This is a genomic window from Sneathiella sp. P13V-1 (genome assembly GCF_015143595.1).
In the GTDB taxonomy this organism is placed as follows: domain Bacteria; phylum Pseudomonadota; class Alphaproteobacteria; order Sneathiellales; family Sneathiellaceae; genus Sneathiella.
Genome location: NZ_WYEU01000001.1, coordinates 114,253 through 130,676 on the forward strand (window position 1 = coordinate 114,253; position 16,424 = coordinate 130,676).

Annotated in this window: 17 protein-coding genes; 8 read left to right on the forward strand and 9 right to left on the reverse strand. The window is 46.5% G+C overall.

Features of this window, described 5'->3' with window-relative positions; genetic code table 11:
• Positions 1-8: 8 nt before the first annotated feature.
• Positions 9-1,175: an acyl-CoA dehydrogenase family protein gene (locus GUA87_RS00535; RefSeq protein WP_193714584.1), complete on the reverse strand. Its 1,167-nt coding sequence runs from the start codon at positions 1,173-1,175 to the stop codon at positions 9-11.
• Positions 1,176-1,221: 46 nt separating this feature from the next.
• The gene (locus GUA87_RS00540; protein WP_193714585.1) at positions 1,222-1,995 is read right to left on the reverse strand and encodes an SDR family NAD(P)-dependent oxidoreductase; all 774 of its coding nucleotides are present in this window, start codon (positions 1,993-1,995) and stop codon (positions 1,222-1,224) included.
• Between the two features lie 224 nt (positions 1,996-2,219).
• On the opposite strand from GUA87_RS00540, the gene GUA87_RS00545 reads away from it, so the two are divergent.
• Both GUA87_RS00545 and yghU read left to right on the forward strand, forming a co-directional pair.
• Positions 2,220-4,139 (forward strand): PAS domain-containing hybrid sensor histidine kinase/response regulator, encoded by a 1,920-nt coding sequence (locus GUA87_RS00545; protein WP_193714586.1) that lies wholly within the window; start codon positions 2,220-2,222, stop codon positions 4,137-4,139.
• 129 nt (positions 4,140-4,268) lie between these two features.
• Positions 4,269-5,144: a glutathione-dependent disulfide-bond oxidoreductase gene (yghU, locus tag GUA87_RS00550; protein ID WP_193714587.1), complete on the forward strand. Its 876-nt coding sequence runs from the start codon at positions 4,269-4,271 to the stop codon at positions 5,142-5,144.
• 53 nt (positions 5,145-5,197) lie between these two features.
• Here yghU and GUA87_RS00555 read toward each other — a convergent pair whose 3' ends face one another.
• Positions 5,198-6,064, reverse strand: a complete 867-nt coding sequence (locus GUA87_RS00555) for a LysR family transcriptional regulator (RefSeq protein WP_227711633.1) — start codon at positions 6,062-6,064, stop codon at positions 5,198-5,200.
• A gap of 106 nt (positions 6,065-6,170) precedes the next feature.
• Here GUA87_RS00555 and GUA87_RS00560 point away from each other — a divergent pair, with 106 nt between their 5' ends.
• Positions 6,171-7,214 carry an NAD(P)H-dependent flavin oxidoreductase gene (locus tag GUA87_RS00560; protein WP_193714588.1) on the forward strand — a complete coding sequence of 348 codons (1,044 nt, stop codon included), beginning with the start codon at positions 6,171-6,173 and terminating at the stop codon, positions 7,212-7,214.
• On the opposite strand, the gene GUA87_RS00565 is transcribed toward GUA87_RS00560, so the two are convergent.
• The 3 genes from GUA87_RS00565 to GUA87_RS00575 all read right to left on the reverse strand — a co-directional run bounded on the left by GUA87_RS00565 (position 7,211) and on the right by GUA87_RS00575 (position 9,324).
• The gene (locus GUA87_RS00565) at positions 7,211-7,555 is read right to left on the reverse strand and encodes a carboxymuconolactone decarboxylase family protein (RefSeq protein WP_193714589.1); all 345 of its coding nucleotides are present in this window, start codon (positions 7,553-7,555) and stop codon (positions 7,211-7,213) included. The two genes, GUA87_RS00560 and GUA87_RS00565, sit on opposite strands and share 4 nt — an antisense overlap.
• 102 nt (positions 7,556-7,657) lie before the next feature.
• Positions 7,658-8,653: an LLM class flavin-dependent oxidoreductase gene (locus tag GUA87_RS00570; RefSeq protein WP_193714590.1), complete on the reverse strand. Its 996-nt coding sequence runs from the start codon at positions 8,651-8,653 to the stop codon at positions 7,658-7,660.
• 17 nt (positions 8,654-8,670) lie between these two features.
• On the reverse strand, positions 8,671-9,324 hold the full coding sequence (locus GUA87_RS00575; RefSeq protein WP_227711634.1) for a MarC family protein: 654 nt from the start codon (positions 9,322-9,324) through the stop codon (positions 8,671-8,673).
• 129 nt (positions 9,325-9,453) lie between these two features.
• Here GUA87_RS00575 and GUA87_RS00580 point away from each other — a divergent pair, with 129 nt between their 5' ends.
• Entirely contained in the window at positions 9,454-10,584 is a 1,131-nt protein-coding gene (locus GUA87_RS00580) for an acyl-CoA dehydrogenase family protein (RefSeq protein WP_193714591.1), read from the forward strand.
• Positions 10,585-10,602: 18 nt separating this feature from the next.
• Here GUA87_RS00580 and ppk2 read toward each other — a convergent pair whose 3' ends face one another.
• Entirely contained in the window at positions 10,603-11,589 is a 987-nt protein-coding gene (ppk2, locus tag GUA87_RS00585) for a polyphosphate kinase 2 (RefSeq protein ID WP_193714592.1), read from the reverse strand.
• Positions 11,590-11,744: 155 nt separating this feature from the next.
• Between ppk2 and GUA87_RS00590 the strand changes: the two genes are divergently transcribed.
• The 3 genes from GUA87_RS00590 (at position 11,745) to GUA87_RS00600 (ending at position 14,084) form a co-directional block, all read left to right on the forward strand.
• The gene (locus GUA87_RS00590; RefSeq protein WP_193714593.1) at positions 11,745-12,767 is read left to right on the forward strand and encodes a DUF2804 domain-containing protein; all 1,023 of its coding nucleotides are present in this window, start codon (positions 11,745-11,747) and stop codon (positions 12,765-12,767) included.
• A 62-nt stretch (positions 12,768-12,829) separates the two neighbouring features.
• Entirely contained in the window at positions 12,830-13,726 is an 897-nt protein-coding gene (locus tag GUA87_RS00595; protein WP_321575852.1) for a DMT family transporter, read from the forward strand.
• Between the two features lie 127 nt (positions 13,727-13,853).
• Positions 13,854-14,084, forward strand: a complete 231-nt coding sequence (locus GUA87_RS00600; RefSeq protein WP_193714594.1) for a YdcH family protein — start codon at positions 13,854-13,856, stop codon at positions 14,082-14,084.
• A 4-nt stretch (positions 14,085-14,088) separates the two neighbouring features.
• Here GUA87_RS00600 and GUA87_RS00605 read toward each other — a convergent pair whose 3' ends face one another.
• Positions 14,089-14,799, reverse strand: a complete 711-nt coding sequence (locus GUA87_RS00605; protein WP_193714595.1) for a putative 2OG-Fe(II) oxygenase — start codon at positions 14,797-14,799, stop codon at positions 14,089-14,091.
• 238 nt (positions 14,800-15,037) lie between these two features.
• On the opposite strand from GUA87_RS00605, the gene GUA87_RS00610 reads away from it, so the two are divergent.
• Entirely contained in the window at positions 15,038-15,670 is a 633-nt protein-coding gene (locus tag GUA87_RS00610; RefSeq protein WP_193714596.1) for a TetR/AcrR family transcriptional regulator, read from the forward strand.
• Here GUA87_RS00610 and GUA87_RS00615 read toward each other — a convergent pair whose 3' ends face one another.
• The gene (locus tag GUA87_RS00615; RefSeq protein ID WP_193714597.1) at positions 15,671-16,420 is read right to left on the reverse strand and encodes an SDR family oxidoreductase; all 750 of its coding nucleotides are present in this window, start codon (positions 16,418-16,420) and stop codon (positions 15,671-15,673) included.
• Positions 16,421-16,424 lie beyond the last annotated feature (4 nt).

Genomic DNA, 16,424 nt, shown 5'->3' on the forward strand with positions numbered 1-16,424 from the left:
ACCAGTTTTTAGTATGATTTTGGCAAACCCAATGCATTTTCAGCAAGGTAGCTAAGGATTAATTGCGGGCTAATGGGGGCTAGCCTGTGGATCAAGCTCTCCCTCAAATACCGCTCGACATGAAACTCTTTGGCATATCCCATGCCGCCGTGGGTCATCACGGCATTTGTACAGGATTTAAACGTTGCCTCTGCCGCGAGGTATTTTGCAGCATTTGCCTGAAGGCCACATTCTTCGCCATTGTCATACATTTGGGCCGCTCTGAAGGCCATTAGGTTTGCCGCTTCCAGCTCAGCCCAGGATTCTGCAAGTGGATGTTGAATGGATTGATTTTGCCCGATCGGGCGCCCGAACACCTCTCGCTCCCGCGCGTAAGTGGCCGCTTTATTCAAAGCAGCACGGCCAAGCCCGACCATGGATGCAGAAATCAAAATCCGTTCTGCGTTTAGCCCGTGAAGCAGATAACGAAAACCTTTGCCCTCTTCACCGATCAAATGTTCTTTTGGAACAGGCAAATCATCAATGAACATTTCATTGGAATCTACGCATTTGCGACCCATCTTGTCGATGGCACGAATATCCACATAGTCGCGGTCCAAATCAGTATAAAAAAGCGACAAACCATCAATTGGGCGCTTTGTCTCTTCTTCACTTTTTGTCCGGGCAATCAGAAGCATCTTGTTGGCGCGCTGGGCTGTTGATGTCCAGATTTTGCGACCATTGACAACATACTTGTCTCCGTCCCAAACGGCGCGCGTTTTAAGGCGTGTCGTATCAAGCCCCGTATTTGGCTCTGTCACAGCAAAACAAGCGACATCTTCGCGCTTGATAATTGGCGGAAGCCATTTGTTTTTCTGCTCGTCCGATCCAAAAACGACAACTGGGTTCAAACCAAAAATTCCAATAATCAAGGCCGCGAAGCCAGCGTTGCCTGCACCGGATTCAGTAATTGCCTGCGCCATAACAGCCGCATCAGCAATGCCAAGGCCACTTCCGCCATATTTCTCAGGCATGGCGATACCCATATAACCTTCTTTTACAATGGCCTGACAAAACTCCTCCGGGAACTTGCCGTCCGTATCGCGCTCAAGCCAATAATCATCACCAAACTGCTGGCAGAGTTTCAGAACATTTTCCCTGATCTGCTCCTGCTCCGGCGTAAGTACTACACTCATTTATCCCTCCCTGTGCGGAAAGGGCGCCCCACCGGGGCGCCTCAAATTAAACGCCGATTGTGTAACCACCATTTACAGAAAGATGCTGACCCGTGATGTAACTGGAAGCCTCAGACAACAGGAAACAAACAGGTTGGGAAACTTCGTCAGGATTGGAGAAACGCTTCATTGGAACTTGCGCCATAACGCCGTCACGGAACTTGTCAGATCGAATAGTTTCCGTCATCTCTGTTTCGACCACACCGAAACAAATTGAATTCACACGAATTTGACGCTGCGCCCATTCACGTGCAGAACTCATTGTCAGTCCCATGACACCGGATTTTGCGGCACCATAGTTTATCTGACCAATTGTCCCGCGGCGCCCTGCATCAGATGAAATATTGACGATAGATGCTGGGCCCGTATCTCCATCGGCATTGCGCTCCCACATGTGACGACCTACGGCCTGCAAGCAGTAGAAAACACCAGACAAATTGACATCGATAACTTCCTGCCACGTTTTGACAGGCATTTTGACCGCCATGGCTGCACGAACGATACCTGCGTTATTCACCAGACCATGAATGACTGAGTTTTTGGAAACAGCATTGTCCACCATAGTTTGCACAAATGCAGGATCGGCAACGGAACCAACATGCATTTCTGCCTTGTCAGACCCAATCTCGTCAACAAGTTGCTCAAGCTTCTCACCTTGCATATCTACCATGATGGCGCGACCACCAAGGTCAGCAATCAGCCGTGAAACCCCCTCACCAATACCCTGCGCCGCACCTGTAACGATGATATTATGTCCACTAAGATCCATTGGATTTTTCATTTTTTCCCCTTCGCGTTTTATTATTTACCGTTATCGGCGATTTTTCGTATATGCGAAACTAATTCGCTTATTAAAATTTACAAATAAAAAAAGATCAAGCCTTTTCACACGACAGGACAAAATCATTGGTTAGAAACACTTTATTTAGGTTCTGCATCTACCGTATATTCGAATTAACCATTGGAACTGGTTAGGAGTGGCTCAAACTTGGGTATTATGTGTTGATGTCAGATAAAGCCGCTGAAAATCAAAATAACGGATTGCAGATCGACTCTTCAACCCGCGCCATTTTGGATGCCAGTCCTATTGGCGTGACCATTATTGATCGCAACACAACTGAATTGCTTTTTGCAAACCCGGTTGTCCAGCAACATTATTCCAAAAACAATTTTGACGAACTTTCTGAAATTGACCCGTCGAAAACATGGGTAGATCACGATCAGTTCGACTTTATAGTGGACTGTCTGAAAAACGCGTCCTCTTTCACCAACCTCGAGGCGGAACGGGTTCTCCCGGATGGCCAGAAATGGTGGTCACTTCTCAACGCCCAGCCAATTATTTTTGAGGGGCGAGAGGCAAGTATCTTCTGGCAAATCGATATCACTGCAAGAAAAGAAATCGAAAGCCAACTCTTGAAAAGTGAGAACTTGCTTCATCGTATGTTTGAAGCAAGTCCTGTCGCCATCGGCATTACAAGACAAGCGGACTCAACCATCATTTTTGCAAACACCACATATGCGACCATGTTTGGATATGATCCAGAGGAAATCATCGGGCATCAAGCATCCGACATGTGGGCAGACAAGTCAGATCGCATTAAGTTTCTAGAGATTTTCCAGAAGGACGGCCAGATCATTCACAAAGAAGCCCGCGGCCTTCGAAAAGATGGCTCCGAGCAGTGGGTTTCCTTAAGCTGGAAACCTTTCGAATATAATGATGAACCTTGCCATATCTTCTGGTTCACTGATATTTCGCAACAAAAAGAAACTGAATTCGCAATTGAAAAAGCCAAAAAGCAGGCGGAAGAAGCCACTAAAGCTAAATCACGTTTTCTGGCAACAATGAGCCACGAAATCAGAACTCCATTAAATGGGGTTCTCGGTATCGCTGAGCTACTTGGCAATTCTGAACTTGATGACATTCAAACCAAACGCGTGAACTCCATTATTTCTTCTGGAGAAACCCTTCTTGCCATCCTCAATGATGTGCTTGACATGAGTAAAATCGAAGCTGGCAGCATGGAACTTGAAGAGAAAAACTTCCCGCTTCGAAGCCTCCTGGACAGCCTGACACTTCCTTTCGATGAAGAAGCCAGAATGAAAGGCTTTCCTCTTAAAAGCCAATTCGACATTGAAAGCGATCTACATCTCTTTGGGGATCCAACTCGCCTACAGCAGATTCTGTGGAACTTGCTTGGGAACGCAGTAAAATTTACTGATCAGGGGAAAGTAACTTTCTCTGTCACGCTAGTTTCAGACAAACAAACTGAGGACCAAAGCCTTGTCCGGTTTGTCATAGAAGATACAGGTTGCGGAATCCCAGAAGATAGATTGGACACCATATTTGAACCTTTTGCCCAAAGTGACAACTCAATATCCAGAAAGTTTGGAGGATCCGGACTGGGCCTTTCAATTGTCAAAAATCTGATTGAGTTGATGGGCGGCACTGTAGCCGTAAAGAGCGGGCCCTTTGGGTCAGAATTTACTGTAGAAATCCCATTTTCAGTCATCACAAAAAACGAAAATGGACATCCCGCCGATGGCTCCCCGTCTTCAAATGCAACACCGCTTAATGTCATTCTGGCGGAAGATAATGCCGTGAATGCCATGATCGCAAGAGCTTTTCTGGAAGAAGCGGGGCATACGGTGAAACACGCCAAAAACGGCTTGGAGGCTGTTGAATTGGCCAAAGAACATTGGGCGGATGTCATTTTAATGGATATACGAATGCCGAAAATGGATGGCATCGAAGCGACACAAACAATTCGCAAATTTTTGACTGACACCGACTTGCCCATTGTTGCCGTCACTGCTGAAGTCTTTAAGGAAAAACATGATGAGTTTTCCAGCGCAGGAATTCAACAAGTTATCACAAAACCATACACAGTGGCGCAACTCAACGACGTCCTGTCAAAATTCCAGTAATTTTCTTGTAAAATAAAATAATCAACATGTGATCAATGATATTTTTTTGTCATTCTTCGTTGAGAAAATTTGAAAACTGGTAAAAAGTACAAACATCTGAAACGGGCGCGCCAAATTACGGAGATAACAATGAGCGAAACCGACTCATATACCCCACCTAAAGTTTGGAAATGGGAAGAGGAAAACGGCGGCAAATTTGCAAATATTAACCGCCCTATCGCAGGCGCAACTCACGAGAAAGAACTGCAGCGCGGCAAGCACCCTCTGCAGCTTTACTCTCTCGCCACACCAAATGGTGTGAAAGTGACAATCCTGTTGGAAGAACTTCTGGCAAAAGGCCATACAGGTGCCGAATATGATGCATGGCTCATCAATATCGGGGAAGGTGAACAGTTCGGCAGCGGTTTTGTTGGGGTTAATCCAAACTCCAAGATTCCAGCATTGATGGATTACAGCACGAAAGAGCCAACCCGCATCTTTGAATCTGGTGCTATTCTTCTGTATCTCGCTGAGAAATTTGGCGAATTTCTTCCGGAAGACCCCGCAAAGCGCCCTGAACTTCTGTCATGGCTGTTCTGGCAGATCGGGAGCACACCATATCTTGGTGGCGGCTTCGGTCATTTTTATGCATATGCACCATATAAAATTAAATACTGCATCGACCGTTTTGCCATGGAAGTTAAACGTCAGCTTGATGTTCTTGATCGTCATTTAGCCGATAACGAATATATGTGCGGCGACGAATACACCATCGCAGATATGGCCATCTGGCCGTGGTATGGTGCTCTTGTTGAAAACAAAGTGTATGACGCAGGTGAATTTCTCGACACGCGCTCCTACAAAAACATGGTCCGGTGGACAGAACAGCTTGGTAAGCGCGAAGCTGTCAAACGCGGTCGCATGGTCAATCGCGCCTTCGGAGAACTTAGCGAACAACTAAGAGAACGCCATGACGCGAGCGATTTTGATCTTCGTACACAGGATAAGCTGGAAGCAGCTGAATAATCCCTACCAACTTTTCGTAAAAATGCCGCCGTCATTGGCGGCATTTTTTTTGCTTAAGATGCCACTTTGAGCATTCCCATAAACTCTTTTAACGACCGACTTGGCTCTCCCCTCCACACAAGGTGGGTTTTATTTCTGCTAAACCCTGCTGGCATGGGAAACCGTTCAATCAATGTCGAGGAGACAGCATTATCCAACACTCCTTTAGGTACGATAGAAATTCCCGTCCCAGCCGTCACACAGGCGACAATCGCGTGATAGGAGCCAAGCTCCATAAAGCGCTCCGGGATTACCTGTAACTCCTGCAACCAGGAAATCAGACGCTTGCGGTAAGAACAACCTTGAGGAAAGGCAACGACTGTTTTTCTTCCAAGCGCAGCAACATCCGCCAAATTCAAAACCCCTTTTGGTGCGATCAGTTCCAGCTCCTCTTCAAACACTTCACGGCTATTCACGTTTTCAGCTTGGAAAGGTTCAGAAATAAAGGCAGCTTCGATACTATTGTTGTCAATTAACCGCAGCAACGCATCCGTCGTACCTGTTTGCAACTCTATTGTGGCTCCTGGAAATCTGGTATGAAATTCTGACAAATAAGGGGGAAGTTTAACACTTGCCGCACTTTCCAAGGCACCTAATCGCAAAATCCGTCCGGTGATCTCCTGACGAAATTCATGTTCAATTTCGTCTGCCAAATGAAGGATTTGGCCAGCATATTTTAACAGGGCCCGCCCTTCTTCGGTAAGTTCAATCCCCCGTCCCTGCCGTCTGAACAATTTCACGCCCAGGTGATCTTCCAACTGCTTTACGCGTTTGGTGACATTTGAAGGAACACGCCCCAACTTCTCGGAAGCTCTCAAAATCCCACCTTCAATGGCAACGGTTTGAAATATGCTCAGCTCATCCAGACTTATTTTTCTCATATCAAGAACAATTATGACTATTTATTCACTTTTTGATCATAACAGATCTGATCCATAATGGGTAAGATAATCGGAGGCACATCAAAGACATGGCTGGAGAAACCTGATGACCAACATATGTGACTTATTCGGGATTAACCTTCCCCTCATTCAGGCGCCAATGGCAGGAGTTCAAAAACATGAGCTGGCAGCTGCCGTGAGCAATGCAGGCGGACTTGGTTCCCTCCCGTGCGCCATGTTGTCCTCTACAGCAATTAAAGAAGAGACCTATGCTTTCAGAGAGAAATCCAAAGGGCCACTTAACCTCAACTTCTTCAGTCACAAAAATCCGGTTTTGAAAGCAGGCGAACTGGAAAAATGGAACGAAGCCCTAAGCGATTACTATTCTGAATTTGATCTGAAATTAACTGACCCAGATCCAACACCTGCAAGACAACCTTTCAACAACGAATTGGTCCAGCTTGTTGAAGAACTGAAACCGGAAGTGATCAGTTTTCACTTTGGCCTCCCGGACGAAGATCTTTTAAATCGAGCGCGAGGTACAGGGGCCAAAATCATTTCCTCCGCCACAACCGTCGAGGAGGCGATCTGGCTGGAAAGTAAAGGCGTGGATGCCATTATCGCGCAAGGATTGGAAGCCGGTGGTCACCGAGGTATTTTCCTTTCCGATGACATAAACACACAAGTTGGAACGATGTCTCTGCTTCCGCAAATCCTTGCGAATGTCAGAACGCCTGTGATTGCGTCGGGTGGTATCGCTGATGCGAAATCCGTGAAAGCGGCAATGGACCTGGGAGCTGCGGGTGTTCAGTTGGGAACCGTGTTCCTTTTATGCCCGGAAAGTCAGACAAGTGACATCCACCGAGAAGCTCTCAAAAATACGGATTCCCGTGTCACGGCTCTCACCAATGTATTTACAGGACGCCCAGCGCGCGGAATAGTTAATCGCATTATAAGGGAACAAGGCCCCATCAGTCCCAACGCTCCGCAATTCCCAATGGCGACCGCTGCGATGGCTCCCCTTAGGAGCAAGGCAGAGAGTATGGGAAGTGGGGATTTCAGCCCGCTATGGTCTGGTCAAAATACAAGCGGCTGTAAAGAAATCTCCGCAGCCGAACTCGCAAGTGAACTTATGTCACTGCTGCGTTAATCCTCTGAAAACTCTTCAAATGCACGAAGTGCTTGGGCGGCATACATTAAAGATGGGCCGCCGCCCATATAAATACACATCGCCAGAGTTTCAGTAATTTCCTCAGTGGTAGCGCCCATTTCAGCCAGCTTTTTGGAATGGAACCCAATACACCCATCACAATGCACGGCAACCCCAATAGCCAAAGCGACAAATTCCTTGGTTTTAGGATCCAGCGCCCCATCAGCACCAGCGGCTTGAGCCATTTTTGCAAAACCAGCCATGGCTTCCGGCTGTGCTTTTCGCAACTTACCCATATATTTTGAAATATCTTTGGTCAGTTCTTTGTAGCTATCGGCCATTCTTATTCTCTCCAGATTAATCTCACCTAACGGGTGTTTGATCTGAAAATTAAAAGACCTAAGAACGCTGAAAACATTGATCTGCCGCAAGCTGTATGGATTTTATGCGGGAATGATCCCCAAGGCTTCAGCCGCCACTTCAAATGATCTGAGCCTCGCTGAATGATCATAAATCTGGGCCGTGAAGATAATTTCATCTGCGCCTGTTTTTTGCTGGAATGCCTCGATCGCGGCCTTCACATCATCATGGTTACCTTGCGCAATGCAGGTCGTGAAACGCGAAATAATCATACGCTCCTGCGCGGAAAGGGTATCGGCAAACCCTTCCACTGGGGCTGGCAATTGAACGGGTTCACCGCGCGCCATTGCCAATACACCTTGCATCTGAGAGGTCGCAATCAAATCGGCCTGCTCTTTGGTGTCAGCCCCCATCAAATTCATCGCAACCATCACATATGGTTTGTCAAGTTGTTCTGACGGTTGAAAGCGATCTCTATAGATCTGAATGGCCTGCATTAGATCAGTTGGGGCAAAATGAGAGGCGAAAGCATATGGTAGTCCAAGATGAGCTGCCAATTGCGCCCCGTAGAGGCTGGACCCCAGTATCCAAAGCGGGATATTGAGTCCCGCCCCCGGCACCGCTCTCACCTTTTGGTCAGGTAAGGCAGGTTTGAAGTATGTTTGCAGCTCCAAAACATCATTGGGAAACGTATCAACACCAGAGGTCAGATATCGCCTTAGCGCTTGCGCGGTTACGCCATCTGTTCCAGGCGCACGGCCGAGCCCCAAATCAATCCGGTCTCCGTATAGAGACGCCAACGTCCCAAACTGTTCAGCGATCACCAATGGCGCGTGATTGGGAAGCATCACACCGCCAGATCCAATACGGATTGTGCTTGTGTTAGCCCCAATGTGCCCTAGGAGAACAGACGTGGCGGCACTTCCAATCCCCGGCATATTATGGTGCTCTGCCATCCAGAACCGGTGAAAGCCTAGCTCTTCCGCCCGTTTGGCAATATCAGCAGAATTTGCAAATGACTGCGAAGCTGTACTGCCATTTGGAATTGGGGAAAGGTCGAGAACGGAGTATTTTGTCATTGTTGTTTTACCTCTGCTCAGGAAAGAAAGCTCAGTTTGATACCGTCAATAATATACTGAACCGCCAGCGCCCCCAATATGACACCGAGCACACGAGTGACAATTTGCGTGAAAGTGGGCCCAACCAGTTTCTCAAGTTTTGGAGCCAAGAGAAACAGGACATATACAATCAGCAGAACGGCGCCAAGAACCACCAGGACTGTCGCCATATGAACAGGATTGTCCCTGTTAGAGCTCATCAGCAGCATAATTGAAGCGATTGCCCCCGGCCCCGAAATTAACGGGATAGAGATTGGGAAAACCGAAATATCATCAAACCCCCCATCATGCGATATTTCATCCTTCATCTTCTCTGCCTGACTTTCGCGGCGTTGAGTACGCTTTTCAAACACCATTTCAAGTGCCGTCAAGAAAAGCATCGCCCCACCTGCAATTCTGAAAGAGGCGATATTCACCCCGAGGAGTGATAAGAACCGATCGCCGAAAAAAGCAAAAAACAGTAAAGTCGCCCCGCCGATCAGAACACCCTTTAAGGCCATTTTGCGTTTATGCGAAATCGGTGCGCCTTGTGTCAGTCCAATAAAAATCGGCAAAAGGCCGAGGGGATCAATAATCACAAACATAGTGACAAAGGCGGTAAGTGCCACATCCATGACAGCAGGGGTAAACATATCTGGCTATGCCCATTGGTTAGTAACTGGTCTCATATAAGGTCAACGAAGGAAGAATGGCAAATTCAAACTTCCGCCGCGGCGGCCTCCCGTTTATGATACACAAAACAGAAAAGCCGTGAGAAGCGAATGAAACAAATTCCTGCCCCCCAATCAGATCTGCACCAAATGGTAAAGGATTTTGCCAAAGATCATATTTATCCAGTTCGGGAGAAACTGATCAAATCGAAGGAATTTCCGAGCGAAATCTGGAACCATGCCGCAAAATCTGGTTTGTTGGGTTTAGCTGTCTCTCCTGAGTTTTCGGGTAGCGGGGCGACATATGCCAATATTGCTGAATTTGGATATCTGCTAAACAGATATGGTGGTGTTCCTGGACTCACTATGAGTTTTACAACTCATTGGCTTTTTCCAAAGCTCCATATTGAAAGACTTGCATCGGCGGAGCAAAAAACCGACCTGCTTCCGCTTGTTGCTGAAGGGAAAGCGTCTCTTTCCGTCGCCATTTCTGAACCCAAATTTGGCGCTCATCCAAAACATCTGAAAAGTTCTCTGGTCGAAGAAGATGGAGTCTTCAACCTAACTGGTGAGAAAACTTTTCTGACAAATGGCCCTCTCGCCAGCCATTTCCTGACCCTTGTTGTTTCTGGAGAGGAAAATGGCATAAAAGAATTTAGTGCTATTTTACTCCCTGCGGATACGGAAGGTGTTCAAAAGACAGAAGGTGTTACTCTCAGTTTTCTTCAGCCATGCCCTCATGGCGGCATAAAGTTTCAAAACGCTAAAGTACCTACGTCATCCCTCATCGGGACAAAAGGATTGGCCTTTCAGGAAATATCTCATCCAACCCGCGTGATCGAAGATGCCATAGGTGCCTTTGGCCTTATTGGCTCACTTCATTCTCTATTTGATGATCTGGCCCGGCAAAACCCATATGAAAAACTAGATCTATTGGGCGCGGCCTTGTCAAAACTTGACGCACTCCTGCCTATTGCCCAACATCTCGCAAACAATGCGACACCTGAGAACCAGAATGCAGATGCGCTTTCGCATGTGTATCTAGGGTTCCGGTCTATCGTGGAGTATATTTTGGAGGAGCTCGAAAGTATCGTCAAAGCCAACGGCATTAGCCAATCTCCCTACGCGGAACTGTTACAGCGGGACATTCAAAAAACCTTGGGAATTGCGCGGTCTGCACAGGCTGTGAAACTCACAAAAAAAGGGGCCACGTACATTCAAGAACGGGCCCCAAGTGTTTAAATCAACACGACACACATCTTATTTTCTTCGGGTATCCGGGTGCAAACTGCGCCCTAGGATATGTTCGTTATTGCCAATCACGTGATGCCCGCTACCAATGATAAGTGGATCTGGTTGCCCCACCACTTCATGATCTTTTCCTGGGTAGTTCAAGGATGCGAGGAAATGACGCATACACTCAAGCCTCGCGCGTTTTTTGTCGCTAGATTTAACAATAATCCACGGGGCATCTGCCGTATCCGTGTAGAAGAACATTGCTTCTTTTGCTTCGGTATAATCATCCCATTTATCCAAAGACTGGCGATCAATCGGAGACAGTTTCCACTTCTTGAGTGGCTCTACCTCTCGTGATTTAAAACGGCTATGCTGCTCTTCCTGTGTGACGGAGAACCAGTATTTGTATAGTCGAATACCGCTTCGGACCATCATGCGCTCCAAATCGGGCGTCTGACGCATAAATTCAAGATACTCTTGTGCGGTACAGAACCCCATAACGCGTTCCACACCAGCACGGTTATACCAGGAACGATCGTAAAAGGTCATTTCACCACCTGCGGGGAAATGATGGATATACCGTTGAAAAAACCACTGTGTCTTCTCTCTTTCAGTAGGCTTATCCAGAGCGATAACACGCGCACCACGCGGGTTTAGATGTTCAGTAAACCGCTTGATTGCTCCCCCTTTACCGGCCGCATCACGGCCCTCGAACAAAAGAACAATTTTCTCGTTACTCTCTTTTACCCATTCCTGAACTTTCAATAGTTCAATTTGAAGAAGCTCTTTTTCTTTTTCATATTCTTTGCGGGGAATTTTTTCCTTATAAGGATACTCTCCAGTTTCGAAAATACGCCTGATCTCATCTTGCGACCATGAAGCCTCTTTTTTAGGTTGATCTGGACTGCTATCGACAGAAGCCTCCTCACCAATCGGTGCAACCAATGCCGGTTTTGACTCAGCAGTCTCTGCTACTGTCTTTTTCGCTGGCGTTTTACGTGAAGCTGGCATCTCCATTCCTTCCCCAATTAATACCATCAAGCTAAGTTGGTATTGTAGCAAAAAAGGTCAATCAGCACCTTGACACCAATCAAGTTTTTGCTTCCCCTAACAGCAGAAATGCCGTCTACTGACTCAATTGCCAAAAATAATTAAAAAGAGGCTATATGGGGAAATTTGTTCGTGCGGATGGTTCAGTGCCATATGGCCACTTTCAACAGGAAATTGGCGAGATTAATTTCGAAGAGTTTGCGCTGCGAGATCCTTTTCGTCGCAAGCTCCCCGCTTCTGAAAAAGAAAGACGTTTCGTCCACTTCCATTTCATGGGATTTACCTCAGACCGTTTTATCGCAGGTTGTTCGCTCAGTTATACCTCCGTCCAGAAAACAGTCTTCTTCTATCTGTTCGATCGAGAAACAGGAAAAATGATCAAAAATGGATGCCGCATAGGACAGAATGACCTTTGCGAAATCTCCCTCAACCCGGATAATGGAACATCCCAAATTTCCGGAAATGGAATGGATGTAGCGTTTAAAATCATCCCCGAAATCAACACACGCAGCCTTGAGGTCATCATTGAAAACGGCCCAACCCTTTCTTTCGATATTCAAAACAAATCTGCGCAGCCAAACACCTTAAGAGTTTGCACGCCAACCGGGCCTAACGGCTGGACTTATTGCCAGAAAATAGCAGGCGCTGAGCCTACCGGCACCCTTCAAATGGATGGAGTTTCCTACAATCTGTCATCTTTGAACGCATCAGCGCACTATGATTTTACCGCTGGGTTTCTGCGTCAGGATACATTTTGGAATTGGGCCTGCATCACCGGTTTTGATGAAGGGGGAAACCATATCGGTTTGAACCTTTCAAACGGCGTTAACGAAACCGGGCACTCTGAAAATGTACTTTGGATAAATGGGGAAATGATCCCATTGGGACAGGCAGAGTTTTCCTACAATTTAGACAATCTGAAAGAAAACTGGAAAATTTCAACAAATGACAATCGGGTAAATCTTAACTTTGCCTGTGAGGGGCTGTATACTGCCTATGCTACGGAAGGAAGCGCACCTTGCGATTTCAGTCAGCTTTTCGGTATTTTTAGCGGCGAAATAAGCCTTCCAAACAACAAAATTACACTCACAGCCATACCCGGCTTTTGTGAACGCCAATACGCATTGTGGTGGTCATAACAATAAGTTAGGCAGACACCTCTTCAGGTTTCCGCTCAATAAAAAGAATAAAAGGAAACTCTGTGCCAATCATTCAATCAATACGCGGGAACCAAGCCTTGCAAGGGGTTCTCTGGATGGTCATATCGACCTTCATGTTTGCCCTAATGACGGGCATTGTCCGGTATATTGGCTCCTCACTTCCTTCAATTGAAGCTGCGTTTATTCGCTATTTGTTTGGAGTGCTGCTTATCCTGCCCAGTATGATCAAATTCTGGCAAGGCCCCCTCATTCCGGTGAAATACAAAACCTATGCTCTAAGAGGTTTCCTACACGGCGTAGGTGTTCTTTTATGGTTTTACGCGATGGCACGTATTCCCATGGCCGAAGTAACAGCAATTGGATATGTGTCACCCATTTTTGTCACCCTTGGAGCAGCTTTATTTTTGGGTGAGAAGTTACGTATTCGACGGGTAATGGGCGTTTTAGTGGGCCTCCTGGGGACTTTCCTTATTCTGCGTCCAGGTTTTCAGGAGATTAATCTGGGTCAACTGGCGCAGTTGTGTGCAGCCCCCTTATTTGCCACTTCTTTCCTGATCGCCAAGCGTCTGACAGATACAGATAATTCGACGATGATTGTTGGTATGTTGTCTTTAGGATGCACGGTTACTCTGCTCCCTGGTGCCATTTACCAATGGCAAACACCAACAGTTTCTGAACTGGGGTGGCTCGCCTTAACTGCAGTATTTGCAACAATTGGACATTATACTGTCACCAAGGCATTCCAGGCTGCACCCATCACATTGACCCAGCCGATAGGCTTCCTGCAATTGGTGTGGGCAGCCAGTATTGGCTATATTGTCTTTACAGAAGTTCCAGACCAATTTGTTATGCTGGGGGGGGCCATAATTGTAGCTGCCACCACATATATTTCTCACAGGGAACTTAAACTAAGCCGGCAACAAAAAAGCGAATTGTGACGGTAAATTACCTGAGCGAAAAAAATTCAATTTTCTGACTTTTTTATTGCCTCTTTGCGGCAAGTCAATGAACCCCTATCGCACCAACGTCAAAATCCGTCTGTAACGACAACTAATGGATGGAACCATGTCACACGTACCACATGAATTACACGAAGAATTTCCTGAAGCTGCAGATAAAATCAGGGAGTTAAATCTGAATGATGCCCACTTTGCCAAACTGACTGAAGAGTATCACACCCTAAACCGTCAAATTCATAGAATTGAGACAAATGTGGAGCCCGCAGATGAAGGGTTCGAAAAACAGCTTCGTCGTCAGCGTATGGCACTTAAAGATCAGATAGCAACATACATCTGACAGGCTAAGCCGTTAGCCTTTTCACTCCCGCCTTACCCGGGTGAGGCGGGATCCCATAGGCCTCCTGCCCTTTCCTGAGTGGCAAGGCTTTTTCATTTATATTCCAGGCAAGAGTAATCCTTGGGCGATCCCCCATATAAGGGGTGACCATATGAACAATAGATGCCGGAAATACAATCATTGATCCTTCTTTCAGATCCGGCATGTAATTGTTACTCATATATTTGCCATCATCCTGACAGCATAACTGCAAGCGTGGATCTGAGATCATAAATTTACCAGACATAGGATCATCATCACTATCGTCGCCCAATGAAACCATATAGACAACAGAACCTTGAGACCGCGAATGAGCGTGAGGAAGGATGTAATCCCCGTTGAAATAAACGCTCGCCCAACTTAGATCCACAACAGCGTTTTTAAATCCCGAAATCTCCTTAAACATGGCCTTGGCACGTTTATCAATAAATCTTGCCGCCGGAATATCCCAAGCATCAACGTGATGAATTTTGACACTTTTGGAGGCGGATTGTTTACCCAACTCCTCCAACCTTGCTTTTGCGAGTGGCACAAGGAATTCTTCCAATTCCTTATTCATCTCAGCCATGTCCGGAAATGTCGTTTCGGCAATCCCACGTTCCGGTGTTAATACGAACTGCCCTTTCGGAAGAAGCTCTGGTGTTTTCACCTTTGATACTTTACGGCTTTTGCCCATGTCCCACCCGGTTGAGAAAATTTTATAAACACATCCGCAGTAAACAGAAAACCCATCACAAAATCAATTGATCAAAACCACTGTAATATAAATGCAATAAATGGAGTGTTTTTGCGCCAGCGAGAAAATTTATCTCGACCTATGCATACCTCGATTGTATTAGAGGATGAAATTATCATTTATTTTTGTCACCATTATTATTCAAAAATTTATGGGTTAAGCGGAGTCGAGGCATCTCATGGATATACCAGTCATTGGATTTACAGGCCGCAAACTTCCATCACAGACCAGATCCCGCGAGAGAGTTGAAAAAATTCTCAGCGCAACGGCAGGACTTCTGATTGAGGTCGACATCAACGAAATCACAACTAGTACGATTGCTAAACAAGCGGACATTCCGGTTGGTTCTGTATATCAGTATTTCAGTGAAAGAGACTCCGTTCTTCTGGCACTCGGTCAGCGTGTCATTGAGAATATGATACAAAAACTGCAATCTGTTTTTTCAGAAGTGAGCGAAACAGCCCATTGGCGCCATGTGGTTCGCGAAATGCTAAAGGTCTATCTTGAAATTCACATGCAAGATGACCTTTATCACCGTTTGGCCAAAGCCTTACATAACAATGACGAGTGGCATCGGTACAACATCACCATTGAACAAAAGATGGTTGAGTTCCTATCGCAATATGGATTGCTGGAAGAACGTGGATACAACGAGCAACAAATCGACGACACTGTTCGATTACTTGTCATGATGTGTTCCGCAGTTGTTCAACGGATCAAGGACTTGCCATCAAAAAACAAGGCGGACCGTATGCTCGTAGAATTACAGGATGCGGTCATCGCTTACCTTGCCACCAAGCTTGGGGATTAATTACCCTCTCCCAATATAAGGCATATTTGTTGCCATCACGGTCATGAACTGAACATTGGCCTCGAGCGCCAGACTGTCCATATAAAGAACTGCAGAAGCCACATTTTCAACGGGCATAACGGGCTCTGCCTTTACTTCCAGATTTGCTTGCGGCACACCCTGCTGCATCACAACCGTCATATCCGTCGCCGCATTTCCTATATCAATCTGGCCACATGCAATGTTGTAGGGACGTCCATCCAAGGATAGTGACTTTGTCAAACCTGTGATCGCATGTTTCGTTGACGTATAAGGAGCACTAAAGGGGCGCGGGACATGTGCTGAGATGGACCCGTTATTGATAATGCGCCCCCCCATCGGTGATTGAGTTCTCATCAATCCAAATGCTTCGCGTGCACAATAAAATGAACCATTTAGGTTAATTGCTACCACCTGATCCCACTGGTCAGTTTCCAGATCATCCACCAAGACTGGCGGCGCACCAATGCCGGCATTATTAAACAACAGATCTAATCGCCCTTGCTCTTCTTTTATCTGGCGAAACAAGCTCGCAACACTTGATGCAATTGCTACGTCCGTTTCGACAGCAACCGCGTTGATCTGCTTTTCACCGGCTAAAGCCTTCGTTTCTTTCAGTTTTGAAAGAGTTCGACCTGCAAGATATACAACATAGTTATTTTCAAGAAGTTTGAGCGCTACAGCGCGACCTACTCCGCCTCCGGCGCCAGTTACCACAGCCACTTTTGACATGTTC

Bases quoted from the DNA above. Each gene is read 5' to 3' on its own strand.
- GUA87_RS00545 (WP_193714586.1), top strand. From the start codon at position 2,220: ATGTCAGATAAAGCCGCTGAAAATCAAAATAACGGATTGCAGATCGAC.
- GUA87_RS00580 (WP_193714591.1), top strand. From the start codon at position 9,454: ATGAAACAAATTCCTGCCCCCCAATCAGATCTGCACCAAATGGTAAAG.
- GUA87_RS00555 (WP_227711633.1), bottom strand. From the start codon at position 6,064: ATGAGAAAAATAAGTCTGGATGAGCTGAGCATATTTCAAACCGTTGCC.
- GUA87_RS00570 (WP_193714590.1), bottom strand. From the start codon at position 8,653: ATGACAAAATACTCCGTTCTCGACCTTTCCCCAATTCCAAATGGCAGT.
- GUA87_RS00600 (WP_193714594.1), top strand. From the start codon at position 13,854: ATGTCACACGTACCACATGAATTACACGAAGAATTTCCTGAAGCTGCA.
- ppk2 (WP_193714592.1), bottom strand. From the start codon at position 11,589: ATGCCAGCTTCACGTAAAACGCCAGCGAAAAAGACAGTAGCAGAGACT.
- GUA87_RS00590 (WP_193714593.1), top strand. From the start codon at position 11,745: ATGGGGAAATTTGTTCGTGCGGATGGTTCAGTGCCATATGGCCACTTT.
- GUA87_RS00560 (WP_193714588.1), top strand. From the start codon at position 6,171: ATGACCAACATATGTGACTTATTCGGGATTAACCTTCCCCTCATTCAG.
- GUA87_RS00535 (WP_193714584.1), bottom strand. From the start codon at position 1,175: ATGAGTGTAGTACTTACGCCGGAGCAGGAGCAGATCAGGGAAAATGTT.
- GUA87_RS00605 (WP_193714595.1), bottom strand. From the start codon at position 14,799: ATGGGCAAAAGCCGTAAAGTATCAAAGGTGAAAACACCAGAGCTTCTT.
- yghU (WP_193714587.1), top strand. From the start codon at position 4,269: ATGAGCGAAACCGACTCATATACCCCACCTAAAGTTTGGAAATGGGAA.
- GUA87_RS00540 (WP_193714585.1), bottom strand. From the start codon at position 1,995: ATGAAAAATCCAATGGATCTTAGTGGACATAATATCATCGTTACAGGT.
- GUA87_RS00575 (WP_227711634.1), bottom strand. From the start codon at position 9,324: ATGTTTACCCCTGCTGTCATGGATGTGGCACTTACCGCCTTTGTCACT.
- GUA87_RS00610 (WP_193714596.1), top strand. From the start codon at position 15,038: ATGGATATACCAGTCATTGGATTTACAGGCCGCAAACTTCCATCACAG.
- GUA87_RS00615 (WP_193714597.1), bottom strand. From the start codon at position 16,420: ATGTCAAAAGTGGCTGTGGTAACTGGCGCCGGAGGCGGAGTAGGTCGC.
- GUA87_RS00565 (WP_193714589.1), bottom strand. From the start codon at position 7,555: ATGGCCGATAGCTACAAAGAACTGACCAAAGATATTTCAAAATATATG.